General features: G+C 74.8%; 17 protein-coding genes. 10 read left to right on the plus strand and 7 right to left on the minus strand.

Annotated elements, in window-relative coordinates; all coding sequences use genetic code 11:
- The first annotated feature begins 146 nt into the window (after positions 1-146).
- The 4 genes from fdxA (at position 147) to ABDB74_RS04165 (ending at position 4485) form a co-directional block, all read left to right on the plus strand.
- Complete coding sequence (gene fdxA, locus ABDB74_RS04150) at positions 147-473, plus strand: ferredoxin (RefSeq protein WP_346621977.1); 327 nt, start codon at positions 147-149, stop codon at positions 471-473.
- 5 nt (positions 474-478) lie between these two features.
- Positions 479-1591, plus strand: coding sequence for a succinyldiaminopimelate transaminase (dapC, locus tag ABDB74_RS04155; protein ID WP_346621978.1), 1113 nt, complete (start codon positions 479-481; stop codon positions 1589-1591).
- 169 nt (positions 1592-1760) lie between these two features.
- Complete coding sequence (locus ABDB74_RS04160) at positions 1761-4115, plus strand: hypothetical protein (RefSeq protein ID WP_346621979.1); 2355 nt, start codon at positions 1761-1763, stop codon at positions 4113-4115.
- Positions 4116-4257: 142 nt separating this feature from the next.
- Positions 4258-4485 carry a hypothetical protein gene (locus ABDB74_RS04165; RefSeq protein ID WP_346621981.1) on the plus strand — a complete coding sequence of 76 codons (228 nt, stop codon included), beginning with the start codon at positions 4258-4260 and terminating at the stop codon, positions 4483-4485.
- Here the strand turns inward: ABDB74_RS04165 and ABDB74_RS04170 are convergent.
- The 5 genes from ABDB74_RS04170 to ABDB74_RS04190 form a co-directional block, all read right to left on the minus strand.
- The gene (locus tag ABDB74_RS04170; protein ID WP_346621983.1) at positions 4451-5113 is read right to left on the minus strand and encodes a response regulator transcription factor; all 663 of its coding nucleotides are present in this window, start codon (positions 5111-5113) and stop codon (positions 4451-4453) included. The two genes, ABDB74_RS04165 and ABDB74_RS04170, sit on opposite strands and share 35 nt — an antisense overlap.
- A complete protein-coding gene (locus ABDB74_RS04175) occupies positions 5110-6522 on the minus strand; it encodes an ATP-binding protein (RefSeq protein WP_346621985.1) in 1413 nt (470 codons plus the stop codon). Before ABDB74_RS04175 ends, ABDB74_RS04170 begins: the two co-directional genes overlap by 4 nt.
- A gap of 453 nt (positions 6523-6975) precedes the next feature.
- On the minus strand, positions 6976-7488 hold the full coding sequence (locus ABDB74_RS04180) for a hypothetical protein (RefSeq protein ID WP_346621986.1): 513 nt from the start codon (positions 7486-7488) through the stop codon (positions 6976-6978).
- Positions 7489-7754: 266 nt separating this feature from the next.
- Complete coding sequence (locus ABDB74_RS04185) at positions 7755-7994, minus strand: hypothetical protein (protein WP_346621987.1); 240 nt, start codon at positions 7992-7994, stop codon at positions 7755-7757.
- Positions 7995-8289: 295 nt separating this feature from the next.
- The gene (locus ABDB74_RS04190; RefSeq protein WP_346621989.1) at positions 8290-9003 is read right to left on the minus strand and encodes a hypothetical protein; all 714 of its coding nucleotides are present in this window, start codon (positions 9001-9003) and stop codon (positions 8290-8292) included.
- A gap of 118 nt (positions 9004-9121) precedes the next feature.
- Between ABDB74_RS04190 and ABDB74_RS04195 the strand changes: the two genes are divergently transcribed.
- On the plus strand, positions 9122-10231 hold the full coding sequence (locus ABDB74_RS04195) for an alpha/beta hydrolase (RefSeq protein WP_346621991.1): 1110 nt from the start codon (positions 9122-9124) through the stop codon (positions 10229-10231).
- Between the two features lie 27 nt (positions 10232-10258).
- Here ABDB74_RS04195 and dapD read toward each other — a convergent pair whose 3' ends face one another.
- Positions 10259-11242 (minus strand): 2,3,4,5-tetrahydropyridine-2,6-dicarboxylate N-succinyltransferase, encoded by a 984-nt coding sequence (gene dapD, locus ABDB74_RS04200; RefSeq protein WP_346621992.1) that lies wholly within the window; start codon positions 11240-11242, stop codon positions 10259-10261.
- Positions 11243-11315: 73 nt separating this feature from the next.
- Here dapD and dapE point away from each other — a divergent pair, with 73 nt between their 5' ends.
- The 5 genes from dapE to ABDB74_RS04225 all read left to right on the plus strand — a co-directional run bounded on the left by dapE (position 11316) and on the right by ABDB74_RS04225 (position 15056).
- Positions 11316-12443, plus strand: a complete 1128-nt coding sequence (gene dapE, locus ABDB74_RS04205) for a succinyl-diaminopimelate desuccinylase (protein ID WP_346621994.1) — start codon at positions 11316-11318, stop codon at positions 12441-12443.
- Positions 12440-13273 (plus strand): TIGR00730 family Rossman fold protein, encoded by an 834-nt coding sequence (locus tag ABDB74_RS04210; protein ID WP_346621996.1) that lies wholly within the window; start codon positions 12440-12442, stop codon positions 13271-13273. The genes dapE and ABDB74_RS04210 overlap by 4 nt, the downstream gene beginning before the upstream one ends.
- Before the next feature lies 1 nt (position 13274).
- Complete coding sequence (locus ABDB74_RS04215; protein ID WP_346621997.1) at positions 13275-13643, plus strand: DivIVA domain-containing protein; 369 nt, start codon at positions 13275-13277, stop codon at positions 13641-13643.
- A complete protein-coding gene (locus ABDB74_RS04220; protein WP_346621998.1) occupies positions 13636-14088 on the plus strand; it encodes an SRPBCC family protein in 453 nt (150 codons plus the stop codon). Before ABDB74_RS04215 ends, ABDB74_RS04220 begins: the two co-directional genes overlap by 8 nt.
- A gap of 65 nt (positions 14089-14153) precedes the next feature.
- A complete protein-coding gene (locus ABDB74_RS04225; RefSeq protein WP_346622000.1) occupies positions 14154-15056 on the plus strand; it encodes an EamA family transporter in 903 nt (300 codons plus the stop codon).
- 1 nt (position 15057) lies between these two features.
- Here ABDB74_RS04225 and ABDB74_RS04230 read toward each other — a convergent pair whose 3' ends face one another.
- Positions 15058-16563, minus strand: coding sequence for a glycosyltransferase family 39 protein (locus tag ABDB74_RS04230; RefSeq protein ID WP_346622002.1), 1506 nt, complete (start codon positions 16561-16563; stop codon positions 15058-15060).
- Between the last annotated feature and the right edge of the window lie 4 nt (positions 16564-16567).

Raw genomic sequence — 16567 nt, forward strand, 5'->3', positions numbered from 1 at the left:
TCACACCGGCGCGCCCACCCCTCCCGTCAGGGGGATCCACCGGGTGGCCCGTCGAACGGCGCAGCGCCTCGGAGGTGATACTAGGTACGCATCTGGCACTCGGCCCCGGCCGAGGTGCTGCCCGAACGTCCCCGGGAGGGAACCCCGTGACCTACGTCATCACCCAGGCCTGCGTCGACGTTCTCGACAAGGCGTGCATCGACGAGTGTCCGGTGGACTGCATCTACGAGGGCGACCGGATGCTCTACATCCACCCCGACGAGTGCGTGGACTGCGGCGCCTGCGAGCCGGTCTGCCCGGTGGAGGCCATCTACTACGAGGACGACGTCCCCGACAAGTGGAAGGACTTCTACAACGCCAACGTGGAGTTCTTCTCCGACCTGGGCAGCCCCGGTGGCGCCGCGAAGACCGGCAAGATCGGCAAGGACCACCCGCTGGTGGCCGCGCTGCCGCCGCAGGGCGAAGACTCCTGACGGCTGTGCCCGCAGGGTCCTCCCGGGCCCTGCCGGACTTTCCGTGGGACTCCCTCGCCGGGGCGCGGGCGCGCGCCGCCCAGCACCCCGGCGGGGTGGTCGACCTGTCGATCGGCACCCCGGTCGACGGCACCCCGGCCGTGCTGCGCGACGCGCTCGCCGAGGCAGCGGACGCGCCGGGGTACCCGACGGCGCTGGGCACGGCCGCGCTGCGCACGGCGGCCGCGGGCTGGCTGGCCCGTCGGCTGGGCGTCCACGTCGCGGACCCGGCGGGTCCCGAGCCGTCGGTCGTCCCGACGGTCGGCTCCAAGGAGCTCGTCGCCCTGCTGCCGACGCTGCTCGGTCTGCAGGGCAGCGCGAGCACCGTGCTGGTGCCGGAGATCGCCTACCCGACCTACGAGGTCGGCGCCGTGCTGGCCGGCCTGGCGGTGCGCCGGTCGGACGAGCCGCCGGCCGACGCGGCCGGGATATCGCTGGTCTGGCTCAACTCCCCGGGGAACCCGCACGGCCGGGTGCTCTCCGACGACCAGCTGCGCGCCTGGGTCGCGTGGGGCCGCGCCCACGGGGTCCCGGTCGTGGCCGACGAGTGCTACATCACCCTGGGCTGGGACGTGGCGCCCCGGTCGATCCTGCATCCCGCTGTGGCGGGGGACGACCACACCGGGCTGCTCGCCGTGCACTCGCTGTCCAAGCAGTCGACCGCGGCCGGCTACCGGGGCGGGTTGCTCTCCGGTGACCCGGCGCTGGTCCGCCGGGTCTGGGAGGTCCGCCGGCACCTGGGCCTGCTCGTGCCCGGCCCCGTCCAGGCCGCGATGGCCGCCGCGCTGGACGACGACGCGCACGTCGACGCCCAGCGCGAGCGGTACCGGGCGCGCCGGGAGCGCCTGGCCGCCGCCGTCCGCGGGGCCGGGCTGCGGATCGACCACTCCGAGGCCGGGCTCTACCTGTGGGCGACCCGCGACGAGGACTGCTGGCTCACCATCGACCGGCTGGCCGAGCGGGGCGTCGTCGCCGCGCCCGGCAGCTTCTACGGCCCGGCGGGGGCCCGCCACGTCCGGCTGGCGCTGACCGCCACCGACGAGCGGATCGACGCGGCGGTGGAGCGCCTCACCGCCTGACGTCGGTGTCCCGTCCGGTGGCCCGACCGGCGCGGGCCGGCGCCGGTGCTCGGGCCGGCGTTTAGGCATTTGAACGGCTACCCCCTGGTCAGAGGCGTGTGCGTAGGTGAATCTCGTGGTGAGCGACCCGTTCGGGTCCACCCCCTCCACACCCGAGGATCACCCCGCCATGCCTGCTGCACGTCCTTCGTCCGACGCCTCTTTCGCCGCGTTCCGCCGGACGCCTCGCCGGATGGCCGCGGTGCTGGCCGCGTCGGCCGTCATCGGTGGTCTCGGCTTCACCGGCACCGCGTCCGCGGCTCCGGCCGGCACCGGCGGGATCTGCAACGGTGTCGTCAACCAGCTCGCCCACCGCGGCGCCGTGCAGGAAAATCTGCTGCGGGCGGCGGCGAAGAAGAACGCCGACCAGATCGCCAAGCTGCAGGCCGAGCGCACCGCGCTGCAGGCGCGGGCGACCACCCTGACCGCCGAGCTCGCCGCCGCGGACAAGGCGCTGGCCGACCTGCTCGCTCAGGAGCAGGAGCTCGACGCCGACCTCACCAGCACCGCCACCGAGCTGGCGGAGCTCACCCGGCAGCAGGCCGCCGCCGCGGCCGCGGTCACCGGCGCCGAGAGCGAGATCGCTCGGCTGACCTCCGAGGCGAGCGCGCTGCAGGACGAGCTGACCCCGCTGCAGCAGCAGCTCGCCGCCGCTCAGGACGCTGTCGCCGACCTGGAGACTCTGGCCGGGGCGACGGAGAGCGACCGAGCCGCCAAGCAGGCCGAGATCGACGAGGCCACCAAGCAGCTGGCCGCCCTGCGGCTGGCCGCCGAGCAGGCGGCCGCCGCTGTCACCGCGCAGGACCAGCTGATCGCCGGCGCCGAGGGCCGGCTGGCGCAGGCCACGACGGACCGGACGAACGCGGCGGCTGCGGTCACTGCGGCAACGCAGGCGGTCACCGACGCGGAGGAAGAGCTGCAGCGGCTCGTCGACAGCGGCAACGCCGCGCAGGCCGACCTGGACGCGCAGAACGCCGAGATCGCGGCCGCCAAGACCACGCTCGCCGGCCTGGTCGAGGACGAGAAGAAGGCTGTCGCGGCGCTCGCCGCGCTGCAGGCGGAGATCGCGGACGCGCAGAGTGCGCTGGACGAGGCGAAGACGGCCGCATCCACGGCCGCCGCCGCCTTCGCCGCCAAGGAGGCCGAGATCACGAAGGCCCAGGGCGAGCTGCCGCTTCTCCAGGCGGATGCGAAGAAGGCCGCCGACGCGGTCGCCGCCAACACCGCCGCGACCGCCGAAGCAGCCACGCTGGTGACCTCGCTGGAGAAGCAGGTCGCCGACAAGAGCACGGCGATCACGGCCAAGCAGGCGGAGCTGAAGAAGGCCCAGGACGAACTGGCCGTCCTCCAGGCAAGGAAGACGACGCTCGAGACCGAGATCGCCGACCTCACCCTGCGGATCAACGCCATCAAGGGCGACGGCAAGGAGAAGAAGGCGCTCCAGGACCAGAGGGCCGCCAAGGAAGCCGAGCTGGCCACGGTGAACACCCAGATCGCCGACAAGAACACCCTGATCTCCGGGCTGCAGGGCGACCTCGCCGCGCTCAGGACCCAGGTCGACGCGCTGAACGTCCAGTTGACGGCGGCGAAACTGGAGAGCAGCCGGCTGCAGCAGCAGGCCGCGCCCCTCCAGGCGGCGCTGACCGCCGCCAACGACGCGGTGGCCACCAAGCAGACGCAGCTCACCGCCCTGCGGGGCCAGCTCCCCGCGCTGGAGAGCGCCATCGAGGCGGCCGACCAGGCGGTCGCTGAGAAGCAGGCCACGCTCGACGAACTGCAGGCGAAGGCTCCCGGCGCCCAGCAGGCGGAGGCCGCCGCGCAGGCCGCCGTCCTGGAGCAGGAGCAGGTCGTCGCCGACCTCGAAGCCGCGCTGCCCGGCCTCACCGATGACCTGACAGCCGCGAACAAGGCGATCGCCGACCAGCGCATCGTGCTGACGGACCGGCTGTACGAGCTGGGGAGGGCCGAGATCGCGCTCACTGCCGCCACCGCCGCGGTCGACGCGGCGACGTCCGCCCTCTCGTCGGAGCGGACGAAACTGCTCGGGCTGCAGAAGGCGCTCGACGACGCCACCGCTGCTGCAGTTGGTGCGCAGGCCGAGGTCACCCGGTTGGGCACGGAGATGGACGGGCTGGTCGCCACGCTGACCGGCCTGAACACCCAGATCGCCGCGAAGGAGGCCGAGATCCTGTCCCTGCAGGGGCGGGTCGCCCCGTTGCTGGCCGAGCTCAACAAGGTCGACGAGGCCGTCACCGCCGCCGAGGCCCAGCTGAGGACCCTCCAGGGGCAGCTGACGACGCTCGACGGTCAGGTCACCGCGGCGACGAAGAAGCTGCGCGAGCTGGAGGCGCAGAAGAAGCAGACAAAGGAGGCCATCGCCGCGCAGCGCACGACGGTGAACGCCCTGCAGGACCAGTTGGGCGCCGTGCAGAACCAGATCAAGGCGATCGACGACACCATCGCCCTCGGAGGCTGCGCCGCCTGACCGGGCGGCGCAGCCCGACGTGCACAGGAGGGGCCCCGGCTCGACGAGCCGGGGCCCCTCCGCCGTCGATCGACCGGAGGAGGTGAACGCGGTGCACGAGGCGGCGCCCCAAGTTCCTCGGGCTTCCTGCCCCGCATGGTGCGTGGCCTCGCACGGCCTCCTGACCGGGGAGGAGGACTGGGTGCACTCGGGTGAGCCGCTGCCGCTCGCCGACGGCGTGCAGGCGCTGCCCTGCCTGTCGGTCAACCCGGGCACGGGTGCGGTCGACGGGCCCTACGTCGTCATCGGTTGGGACCAGTACACCCCGGAGCAGGCGGAGGCGCTGGGGGCGGCGCTCATCGCGATGGCGCGTCGCGCTCGTCGTCCCTGAGCAGCGCGAAAGCGCTCTCCCGGTCCTTCACCCGCAGCTTGCGCAGCACCGCCGAGACGTGCACCCGCACGGTGGTGGGGGACAGGAACAGCTCCCGCGCCACGTCCTCGGTGGTCCCGCCCCGGCTGAGCGCCTCCATCACCTCGCGCTCGCGGGGGCTGAGCTTGTCCGTGGCCGCTGACCGGCGCCTCAGCCGGGGCAAGGTGGGCTCGCGGAACTCGGCGATCACCTTCGCGGCCAGCCAGCGGGGCAGCGCCGCCTCGCCGGCGAGCACGCCACGCAGGGTGGGGCCCAGCCGGTCGGGGTCCATGCCCTTGAGCAGGTAGCCAGAGGCGCCGGCCCGCAGCGCGGCGAACAGGTCCTCGTCGTCCCGGGAGGCGGTGAGCATGACGACCGCGGTGTCCGGCAGCGCACGGGTGATCTCGCCCGCCGCCGCCACCCCACCACCGGGCATGTGGACGTCGAGCAGGCACACCTGCGGGCGTGAGGCCCGGGCGGCCGCCACCGCCGCCCACGCGTCGGGGGCCTCGCCCACCACCTCACAGCTGTCGGCCTCCAGCGCCTCACGGACCATGCTGCGCACCGGCGCGTGGTCGTCGGCGATCACGACCCGGAGCGTGTCCGTCACGGCCACACCACCTCCACCGTCGTCCCCTTCCCGAGGGCCGACTCGATCGAGAACCGGGCGCCGGCCGCCGCGGCGCGCTCTCGCATGCTGGTCAACCCGAAGCCGCCCGGGCGGGTGGTCGCCGGATCGAAGCCGCGTCCGTCGTCGACCACGGTGAGGCGTAGCGGCTCGGCAGTCAGCACCACCCGCACCGTGCCGGCGTCCCCGTGTCGTGCGGCGTTGCGCACGGCTTCGGCGGCGATGCGCAACAGCGCCTCCCCGCGGGCCGGGGAGGTCTCCGCGGCGGGGGAGACGTCGGTGGCGGCGGCAACCTCGTACCGCTCCGCCGTCTCCTCCACGACCTGTCGCAGTACCTGGGGGAAGGGCTCGTCGAGAGGCTGGGCGAGGGCCGCGATCGCCCGGCGCGCCTCGTCGATGGCGCGGTCGGCGGCTCCTCCGATTCGCTCGACGGTCACCGTCTCGCTGGGCCGACGGGCCAGCTGCCGAGCCTGGCCGCGGATGTAGGTGAGCTCCTGCGTCAACCCGTCGTGCAGGTCACGCGCCAGGCGCCGGCGATCCTCGGCCACCGCAGCCTCGGCCTGGACCTGCCAGAAGGACTGGATCTCGCGGACCGCGCCGGTCAGCATCAGGAGGTAGGCGCCGAGCCGGAGCAGGTCGCCGCTGTAGACGTACTCGGTGTACAGCGAAGGGAAGAGGAAGTAGTGCAGGCGGGCGAAGGCGCCCAGCACGAAACCGGCCGCGAGCCAGCTGATCAGCTCGTCGGCGCCGGACCGCGACTGCCGTACCAACCTGATCGCGGCCCAGCCGTACGCCAACGCGCCCACCGCCTGGACGGCGAGGACCGCCGGGTGCGGGATCAACCGGGGAAGTGACGGATCCGCAGGCGAGCCGGAGGGGTCGATCGTCGGAGGCAGGTCTGCCGCCCAGACCGCCCCGACGCTCGCCACCACCACGAGCACGGCGACGAACGACAGCGTCATCCAGCCCGCGCCCCCGCGGCCGAGCCGCAGTCTGCGGGGAACGAGGACGGCGAGTGCGAGCAGCCCGGTGCCCAGCAGGCGGGTGCCCAGAGCGGCCCACTGGCTGGGGTCGTGCCCGTCGCCGGAGACGGCCGCGGGCAGCGCGGTCAGCACCAGGTTGGCGACGGCCAGGGCGCAGAGCGCCAGCACGAGGAGGAGTTCCCGCACCTGGCGGCTCCGGCGGAAGCGGCCGTACAGGAGGAAGCCGACGATCAGCGCCACGATGGCGTTGACCGTCTCGAGCATGATCTGCAGCGTCGGCGCACGGTAGGCGAACTGCAGGGATGAGACGCTGACCACCGCGATGGTGAGCACGCCGCCCAGGAGGGCGGTCCCGCCGGCCAGGACGGCGGAACCACGCGGCCCTGCCCGACCCACCGTGGTCGTCACGTCCGCAGCGTATCGAGTGCAGCGCATGATGCGACGAATCCGGGCGTTGTTGCCCCGACGGGGGGAGCCGGGGGTCGACGGGAACGGTGGACAGCGGCCCCGGCAACCGCCAACGGCGTGGCCGACCATCCGGTCAGCCGGTGCCGGCCGGCCGCGAGCGGTGTGCGGCCGGGTGTGCGTGGCGGCCGGGGTGGGGGAGCTGACCGGTGAGCGGCGGCCGGCGGTGCTGTCCGCGGCGCCGGTCTACCTCGTGGGCGTCTGCGGCGTGACCGTGGCCGCCAACGTGCCGCTCAGGACGGGCTGGCCCGGTTGCGGCCGGGTCCCCGGAGGCGGCGGACCGCTGGCCCGGCTGGGTGCGCCGGTGGACCGGCTGGAACATCGTCCGCGCGCCGTCCGGGGCGGTCGCCGCCGCGCTGCTCACCGCGCAGCCGTACGGCTGAGCGCCGACGGGTGTCAGGCGGGCTCGCGGTACCGGATGACGGTCCCCGCGCCGACGCGGCGGGCGGCGGTGAGGCTGAGCGTGGCGCGGCGGAAGACCTCGCCGGCGGACAGCGCGGGGTCGACCGGGGCGATGCCGGCCGCGGCCCACAGCCCCGGGATGCCCTGGTCCGCCACCGCGACGACGAGGCGGGAGGCCGCGGCGTGGGCGGCCGACGGCGGACCGGCGAGCACGATGCCGAACTCGGCCGGGCCCGAGAACGCCAGCCAGTCGTCGCCGCGCACCGACCGGGCCAGCAGCGTCGTCACCTGGGCGAGCGTGCTCTGCGGGGCGGGCCAGCCGTCGTCGCGGCGCAGCAGCCCGAGCGCGATCAGGCTGGCGGGACGCTCGGCCGCTTCAGGCAGCTGGGCGGCGAGCTGGCCGAGCAGGGCCTCGCGGGACGGCAGCAGCGCCGTCACGTCGGCGACCGCGGGACCGGCGGCCGCGGCGGGGGCCGGGAGTGGGGGGTTCTGGGACGCGATCGTCATGGCGAAGATGTCGGTGCCGGAGCTGCCTTCGTTGAGCCCCGCGGTGGGCAGGTCCCCCGGCAGAGGGAACGGGACCGTCCGGAACGGTGGCCCGGCGCAGCGGGAGTGGGGGCGCCCCGGCCGGGCTGCCAGGAAGGCTGGGGTCGTCCGGTGCTGCAGACGCGGGCGATCCAGGGGTCCAGGCTGGCCTGGGTGCGGTCCCTGGCGCCGAGCCCGGGCGCGCGCTGATGACCGAGCGCCTCGGAGGCCGTGGAGCCTTGCTCCCGCTAGGAGCTCGTCGATTCGTCTGGCGAGCCCATCCCGGGGCCCCGTTCGGTGCTGCCGTAGCGGCAGATGAAGTGCACGCGAACGAGGAGTCCTACGCCCGTGACAGCCACGAAGGAGACGAGGCCCCAGATCCAGTTCACCGCGAGCCAACCGAGGGGACCGAGGCCGAGGCCGATCAGTAGTTGCTTGAGCAGGTACGGCAGGAACGGGCCGGCGTACTTCGCCCGCATCGCGGGCATGCCGCTTCCCTCTGCTGTTCAGCAGCACGCTCGTAGCGGCGACGCCATGTCGGATCGCTTGCCATGCCTCACCTCCGCTCCCGGTTGACTGATCTTGGTCGAGCCCGCGACGGAACGCCACGCGGCACCGGCCGGCCCGGTTCGCAGGTCCCGTCGGCATCCCGCCATGCGGGCACCCTGGCGCCCTGGCGGGGTTCCGGATCTCGGGGGTGCCGTCCTCGTCCAGCTCGCCGGAGGGACGCAGCCGACGTCGTTCGAGCCGACCGAGCAGCTGGCCGCGCGCTCGCTGCCGAACTCAGGAGCAGGTGAGGCCGTCGCCCGCCAACGCCGTCGTCAGCTGCTGGGCCATGCCCTCCCACTGCTGGTACAGCTCCGGATAGGCCGAGCGCTGCACGGCCTGGGCCATCTCGGTGAGCCGGCCGGCCTCCCAGCCGGGGACGGTCACCAGGCCGTCGTAGAACTTGCCGGCGGCGTAGACCGGATCCCGCACCTGCTCCGGCGTTCCCCACCCCTGCGAGGGGCGCTGCTGGAACAGGCCGAGGGAGTCGCGGTCGCCGTAGTCGAGGTTGCGCAGCCGGGATTCCTGCTGCGCCGTGGCCAGTGCGATGACGACGGCGCGCTCGGGGAGCCCGCGCTCACGGCCGACCCGGGCGATCGTGGCCGCGTTCGCCGCCTGCTCGGCGGTCACCGTGACCGACCCGTCGGGCACGGTGCAGGTCCCGGTCGCGGGGGGTTCCCAGTGGCGCTCGGCGCCCCAGCCTGCACCGGCGAAGAGGGCCGCGGTCACCAGCAGCGCCGGCCACCACCGCAGCAACCCGGTGGCGCCACCGGCGCCGCGGGACCGCGTGGCCGCCAGGCGGCGGGCCGGGCGGCGACGGTGGGGTTGACGCCCGGCGCTCCGGCGCGCGGCGCCGCTCCCCGTGGTGCGGCGGGCGCCGGCCGGCCGTGCGCGGGTGGTGCTGCGCGCCCGGGCTGCGGCGGCGCGCGTCGCGGTGCGGGGGCTGGCCATCGTCACCGACTGTAGGTGCCGTTCCTGACAGTTCGCCGGACCTCGGGGCGAGCCCGCGCGCGGGGCTGTTCCCGCCCGGCTCGCGCCGATAGCGTGTGCCCGCCGTCGAGGAGGAGCCATGGTCGACGTCCTGCTGCCCGGGATCACCGCCACGCGGGTGACCACCCCGCGACTGACCCAGAACGTCGTGCACCCGGCCGCTCTCGAGCCGGCGCGGCTCGGCGATGCGGACGGCGAGGTCGTGCTCTTCGTGCACGGCAACGTCAGCTCCGCGCTCTTCTGGCAGGAACCGCTGCTGGCCCTGGCCCAGGAGACGCGTGTGCGGCCGGTCGCGGTCGACCTGCGCGGCTACGGCGACACCGACCCGCTGCCCGTGGACGCGCGCCGGGGCGTGCGCGACTGGGCCGACGACGTCGCGGCGCTGGTGGAGACCCTCGGCGTCGACCGGGTGCACCTGGTCGGCTGGAGCATGGGCGCGGGCGTCGTGCTGCAGTACCTGCTCGACGCGCCCGCGCGGGTCGCTTCGGTGGCGTTGGTGGCCCCGGTCTCGCCGTACGGCTTCGGCGGCACGGCCGGGCCGGAGGGACGACGCCTCGCCGAGGACGGCGCGGGCTCCGGTGGCGGAGCGGCCAACCCCGAGTTCGTCGCCGCGCTCGCCGCCGGCGACACGGGCGCCGGCAGCCCGACCAGCCCGCGGTCGATCCTGCGGGCGTTCTACGTGGCGCCGGGGTCGCTGCCGCTGGATCCCTCGATGGAGGACGTCTTCGTCGCCTCGATGCTGTCCACCCGCACCGGCGACGACCACTACCCGGGCGACTCGGCGCCCAGCCCGACGTGGCCGGGACTGGCGCCGGGGGAGCGTGGCGTGCTGAACACGATGGCGCCGACGGTCATGGACGTGTCGGGGATCGCGGAGCTCGCCGACAAGCCGCCGGTGCTGTGGATCCGCGGGGACGCCGACGCGATCGTCTCGGACACCTCGGTGTTCGACCTCGCCTACCTCGGGCAGCTGGGTGCGGTGCCGGGCTGGCCGGGAGAAGCGGTCTGCCCGCCGCAGCCGATGGTGACCCAGACCCGGGCCGTGCTGGAGCGGTACGCCGCGGCCGGGGGCACCTACCGGGAGGTCGTCCTGCCGGGGGTCGGGCACTCCCCGCACGTGGAGCGGCCGCAGGAGTTCGTGGTGGCCCTGCTGGAGCACCTCGACGTCCCCGCGGAGAGCCCGGCCTGACCAGGGCAGGACCCGCGGGCCCTGCCCCTAGTTGGCGTGGAGCTCGGCGTTCAGCGCACCCCAGTCGCCGTTCCGCGGCAGCGCCTCGAGCGCGCCGGTGACGCTGTTGCGCCGGAACAGCAGGCCGTTGCGGCCGGACAGCTCCTTGGCCTTCGTCACCGAGCCGTCGGGCAGCGTCACCCGCGAGCCGGCGGTCACGTAGCAGCCGGCCTCGACGACGCAGCCGTCACCCAGCGAGATGCCGATGCCCGCGTTGGCGCCCAGCAGGCACCCGCTGCCGATGGAGATCACCTGGGTGCCGCCACCGGAGAGCGTGCCCATGATCGAGGCGCCGCCGCCCACGTCGCTGTCGGCGCCCACGATCACGCCGGCGCTGATCCTCCCCTCGACCATCGAGGGGCCGAGGGTGCCGGCGTTGAAGTTGACGAAGCCCTCGTGCATGACGGTCGTGCCCTCGGCCAGGTGCGCTCCGAGCCGCACCCGGTCGGCGTCGGCGATCCGGACGCCCGAGGGGATGACGTAGTCGACCATCCGCGGGAACTTGTCGACGCTGAACACGGTCACGTGCCCGACGGCCGCACGCAGGCGGTGCGCGTTGAAGGTCGCCGCCTCCACCGGGCCGGCGCTGGTCCACGCGACGTTGGTGAGCAGGCCGAAGACGCCCGTCATGTTCGCCTGGTGCGGCCGGATCAGCCGGGACGAGAGCAGGTGCAGACGCAGCCAGACGTCGTGGGTGTCCACCGGCGGCGCGCTCAGGTCGGCGATCACCGTGTGCACGGGGACGACCTCGACGCCGCGCGACTCGTCGCTGCGCACCAGGCCGCCGTAGTCGGGGCCCAGCTCGCCCGACAGCTCCAGCGCACCGAGCCGCGTCGTCCCCGTGACGGCACCGGCGCGCGCGCCGAGCCGGGGCTCGGGGTACCAGGTGTCGAGCACCGTCCCGGAGCGGGTGACGGTCGCCAGACCGGCGGCGGAGGCGGAGACGGGCACGGCGGGGGCGGCGTCGGTCACGGCCACGACGCTACCGAGCCGCTCCCAGCGCCGGGGCGGCCGGTGGGGACGGCGCCCCCTAGGCTCGGCAGGCGTGAGTGCCCTGCCGCAGCTCGATCTCTCCGCCGACGTCCTCGCGCTGACCCGCGCCCTGGTCGACGCACCCTCGGTGTCGGGCGGCGAGGGACCTCTGGCCGACGCCGTGGAGGCCGGCCTGCGGGCGCTCGGCGGGCTGGAGGTGGAGCGGGTCGGCGACGCCGTGCTCGCCCGCACCAACCTCGGCCGGCCCACCCGCGTGGTGCTCGCCGGCCACCTGGACACCGTGCCGATCGCCGACAACGTGCCCAGCCGCGTGGACGAGGCCACCGGCCGGCTCTACGGCTGCGGCACCTCGGACATGAAGGCCGGCGACGCGGTGATGCTGCGGCTGGCCGCCACCTTCGGCGTCCCGGGTGCGGAGCCCGCGCACGACCTCACGTTCGTCTTCTACGACAACGAGGAGGTCGAGGCGGTGAAGAACGGCCTCGGCCGGGTGGCCCGCGAACGGCGCGGCTGGCTGTACGGCGACCTGGCGATCCTGCTCGAGCCGACCGACGGCGAGATCGAGGCCGGCTGCCAGGGCACGCTGCGCGCGGTGCTCGCGACGACGGGCCGGCGCGCGCACAGCGCCCGCAGCTGGCTCGGGGAGAACGCCATCCACGGGCTGGCCGGCGCGCTGGCCGCGCTCGCCGACTACCGGCCCCGCGAGGTGGAGATCGACGGGTGCACCTACCGGGAGGGGCTCAACGCGGTGGGCATCGCCGGCGGGGTCGCCGGCAACGTGATCCCCGACGCGTCGGCCCTGACGGTCAACTTCCGGTACGCCCCCGACCGGGACGAGGACGCCGCCGAGGCGCACGTGCGCGAGGTGTTCGCCGACGCGATCGCGGCGGGGGCCACGCTGACCGTCGTCGACAACGCGGGGGGAGCGCTGCCCGGCCTCGCGGAGCCGGCCGCCGCGGCGTTCGTCGCCGCCGTCGGCCGTCCGGCGCGGGCCAAGCTCGGCTGGACCGACGTCGCCCGGTTCGCCGCCTTCGGCATCCCGGCGATCAACTACGGCCCCGGCGACCCGCAGCTGGCGCACACCCGCGAGGAGCACGTCCTCGTCGAACGGCTGCAGCCGGCCGTGGACGCCCTGACCGCCTACCTGTCCGCACACCCCGTCCCGAGGAGCCAGGCATGACCGTGACCCCACCGCCGGACGGCCGCCGGCCGCGCCCCACGCGGCACCGCGGCCCGATCGTGCTGCGCGGCGGGGAGCCCGACCCGCAGCGGCAGGGGTCGACCACCGACCAGCGACTGCTCGACAAGCGGGGCCCCAGCGACTGGGTGCACACCGATCCGTGGCGGGTGCTGAGGATCCAGAGCGAGTTCGTCGAGGGCTTCGGGTTGCTGGCCGAGCTGCCGCGCGCGGTCAGCGTGTTCGGCAGCGCCCGCACCCCCCGCGACCACCCGCACTACGCGATGGGGGTCGAGCTGGGCGCCGCGCTGTCGGAGGCGGGGTACGCGGTCATCACCGGGGGCGGCCCCGGCGCCATGGAGGCGGCGAACAGGGGCGCCTCCGAGGCCGGGGGCCTGTCGGTCGGCCTGGGCATCGAGCTGCCGTTCGAGCAGGAGCTCAACGAGTGGGTCGACGTCGGCATCTCGTTCCGCTACTTCTTCGTCCGCAAGACGATGTTCGTGAAGTACGCGCAGGCATTCGTCATCCTGCCGGGCGGCTTCGGCACCCTCGACGAGCTGTTCGAGGCGCTCACCCTCGTGCAGACCCGCAAGGTCACGCGCTTCCCGGTCGTGCTCATGGGCAGCGAGTACTGGTCCGGCCTGCTCGGCTGGATCCGCGACACGATGGTCGCCGAGGGCACGATCAGCCCCGGTGACCTGGACCTGGTCACCGTCACCGACGACGTCGCCGAGGCGGTCTCGGTCATCCAGGCCGCCGAGGCGGCGCGCCTGGCAGGGGACGGCGGCGGGGGGATGCGGGCGCGGATCGACACCGGCCCCTCCGACGCCTGAGGTGCTGTCCTTCGTCGTCTTCGTCGTCGCCGTCCTGCTGGTCGGCGGGGTGCTGTTCCTGGTCGCGTCCCTGCTGCTCGGCCGGGGGGAGACCCAGCCGCCGGCCGAGCTCGACCGGTCGCCGGTCGAGCTGCCCGACGACCGCCGCGTCACGTCCGACGACGTCCGGGCGCTGCGGATCGCGGTGACCGCCCGGGGCTACCGGATGGCGGAGGTCGACTGGCTGCTCGACCAGTTCGCGCAGACCCTGGACGAACGCGACGACGAGATCGCCGCGCTGCGGGCCGAGCTGGCCGGGCGCACCGAGCAGGACCAGCCGACCGACCCGCGGGTCGTGTCGTCCGAGGAGGGGGAGAGCCGCGGTGCGTGAGGTGACCGAGCGGATCGACGTCGATGCGCCGCCGGAGCGGGTGTGGGACGCGCTGACGGCATGGACGCGGCAGGGCGAGTGGATGATCGCGACCGACGTGCGGACCGTCGCCGGGCCGGCCCAGGGGGTCGGCGGCCGGCTGGCCGCGCGCACGGGGCTGCCGCTGCCCGGTGGCCGGCACGTCGGGCTGCTCGACACCATGGTCATCACCGAGTGGGACCCGCCCCGGCGGGTGGTCGTCCAGCACACCGGGCGGCTGGTGCGCGGCCCCGGCATCTTCGAGATCGAGCCCCGCGGCGAGCACAGCACCTTCGTGTGGACCGAGCGGCTGTGGCTGCCCTACGGGCTGCTCGGGCAGGTCGGCTGGGTGCTGGTCAAGCCGTTCGCGCTCGTCGGGATCCGGCTGTCGCTGAAGCGCTTCGCCGCGTTCGCCCGCACCTTCTAGGCCGCTGCGCCGGACGAGCCGGCGGTCGGCGAGGATGACGCCGTGGACAGCGCGGAGGCGGGGGCGTGAGCCGGCGGGGCTGGGCCCTGTTCCTCACCATGTCGGTCATCTGGGGCGTGCCCTACCTGCTCATCAAGGTCGCCGTCGGCGAGGTCTCGCCGGTGTCCGTGGTCTTCGCCCGCTGCGCCATCGGCGCGGCCCTGCTGCTGCCCTGGACGATCGCCCGCGGGCAGCTGCGCCCGGCCCTGCGGCACTGGAAGCCGCTGCTGCTGTTCACGGTGCTGGAGATGACCGGGCCGTGGCTGCTGCTGTCCTACGCCGAGCAGAGCCTGTCCAGTTCGCTCACCGGCCTGCTGGTGGCCGCCGTGCCGTTCGTGGCGGCGCTGGCCGCGCGGCTCGTGGGGGAGGAGGAGCGCCTGACCCCGGTCCGGCTGCTGGGCATGGGCATCGGGGTGGTGGGCATCGCGGTGCTCCTGGGCCTGGACATCGAGGGCGCCCAGCTGCTGCCGATCCTCGCCGTCGCCCTGGTGGTCGTCGGCTACGCGACCGCCCCGCTGGTGGTCAGCCGGGCCCTGCCCGACGTGCCCGGCGTGGCGGCCAGCTCGATCGCGCTGTTCATCACCGCCGTCGTCTACGCGCCGTTCGCCGTCCCGCGGCTCGACACGGTGGCCGACGCCTCGCCGGAGGCCCTGCTCTCGCTGGCGACCCTGGGCGTGGTGTGCACCGCGCTGGCGCTGGCCCTGTTCTTCGCGCTCATCCGCGAGGTCGGCCCGCAGCGGGCGCTGGTGATCACCTTCGTCAACCCGGTGGTCGCGGTGCTCCTCGGCGTCTGGTTGCTCGGCGAGCCGTTCACCCTGGGCATCGCGCTCGGGCTGCCGCTGGTGCTGGTCGGCTGCGTCCTGGCCACCCGGCGCAGCGCGCCCCGGCCCGAGCCCAGCGTCGCCGCGGTGGACGCCGCCGCGCGCTGACTCAGCCCAGGCGCCGCAGCTGCGGCCAGATCGCCGACCAGGGCTCCTGCCGGCCGGTGGCGACCCACACCGGCCGCCCCTGCTCGTCGTTGTCCAGCGCCACCCCGTTGTCGATCCGCCCGGCCAGGTCCACGCGGGCGAACCACACGCGCAGCTCCTGCTCCGGGATCCCGACGGCGATCACGGTGTCCACCGACTCCGGCGGCGGACCCCACGTCCAGTAGGAGTTGTGCCCGCTGTAGGCCGGGCCGAGCCGGGGGGCGAACCGGTCGACGGCTCCGGCCTGCCCGTAGTTGCCGGTCAGGACGGCGACCGGTTCGTCCTCCGGCAGCCGGCCGCGCACCTGCTCGATCGTCAAGGCGAACCGGGGCCAGCCGACGGTCTCGCCGGCGTCGTAGTTGACCGCGGGGACCGGGGTGCCGGCCAGGGCGTCGACGGGCACGACCGGCAGCATCAGCACCGCGTTCAGCAGGCCGCTGAGGACCAGGGCCGGGACGAGCGTCCGCCGTGCGCGCCGGCCGCCCCGGCGCGCCCAGGCCAGCGCCGGGGCGGCCCCGGCCGCGAGCAGCACCGGGTACAGGCCCGCCAGGTAGTAGGGCTTGCCGCCGGTCAGGAGGAAGACGACCGCGAGGACGACGTAGGCCACGGGGAAGCACCGCCAGGGCCACAGCGCGGGGTCCCGCCAGAGCCGCCATCCGCCCAGCACCCAGACGGGGACGAGCAGAGGGCTCACCAGCACCAACTGGTAGGGGAGGAACAGGTACCAGGGCTCGCTGGTGCCCGAGCCGCCCGCGGCGATCGCCTCGGCCAGCTCCAGCTGTGGCCAGCCGGAGACGGCCTGCCAGACGAGGTTCGGTGTCCACAACGCCAGTGCGAGCGCCCCACCGGCCCACGGCCACGGGCTGCGCAGCGCCGCGCGCGGCCCGGCGGCGAGCACCCCGAGGAGCACGGCCGCGAGCAGGAAGGCGGGCTGCAGCTTGTTCTGCAGGGCCAGCCCGGCCACGGCGCCGACGACCAGCCACACCCGCCCGCCGTCGCGCAGCGCCCGGACCAGCAGCCAGCCGAGCAGGGCCCAGAAGAAGAGGTCGAAGGTCGCCGTCGACAGCAGGTGGCCGACCGCCAGCAGCACGGCCGAGACCGCCATGCACCCGGCCGCCAGCAGCTGGGCGGACCGGCCGCCGCCGAACTCGCGGGCGAGCAGCCCGGTCAGCAGGACCACCGCGCCCGCGGCCAGGGCGGAGGGCAGCCGCAGCGCCACCAGCGAACCGGGGGCGAGGGCGTCCATCGCCGCGGCGACCAGCGGGGTGAACGGCGGCTGGTCGACGTACCCGAACGCCGCCTCGCGGCCGGCCCGGAGGAAGTACAGCTCGTCGCGGTGGTGGCCGTAGCGGTCGGCGACGGCCAGGAGGAGGGCGGCGAGCGCGCCGGCGAGCGCGCCGAGCGGCGCCCAGGCCACCGGCGCGGCCGCGGTCCCGCGCGGCGACTCGAGGTCCCGGACCACGTTCACCCGC

The sequence above is a fragment of the Blastococcus sp. HT6-4 genome (assembly GCF_039679125.1).
In the GTDB taxonomy this organism is placed as follows: Bacteria; Actinomycetota; Actinomycetes; order Mycobacteriales; family Geodermatophilaceae; genus Blastococcus; species Blastococcus montanus.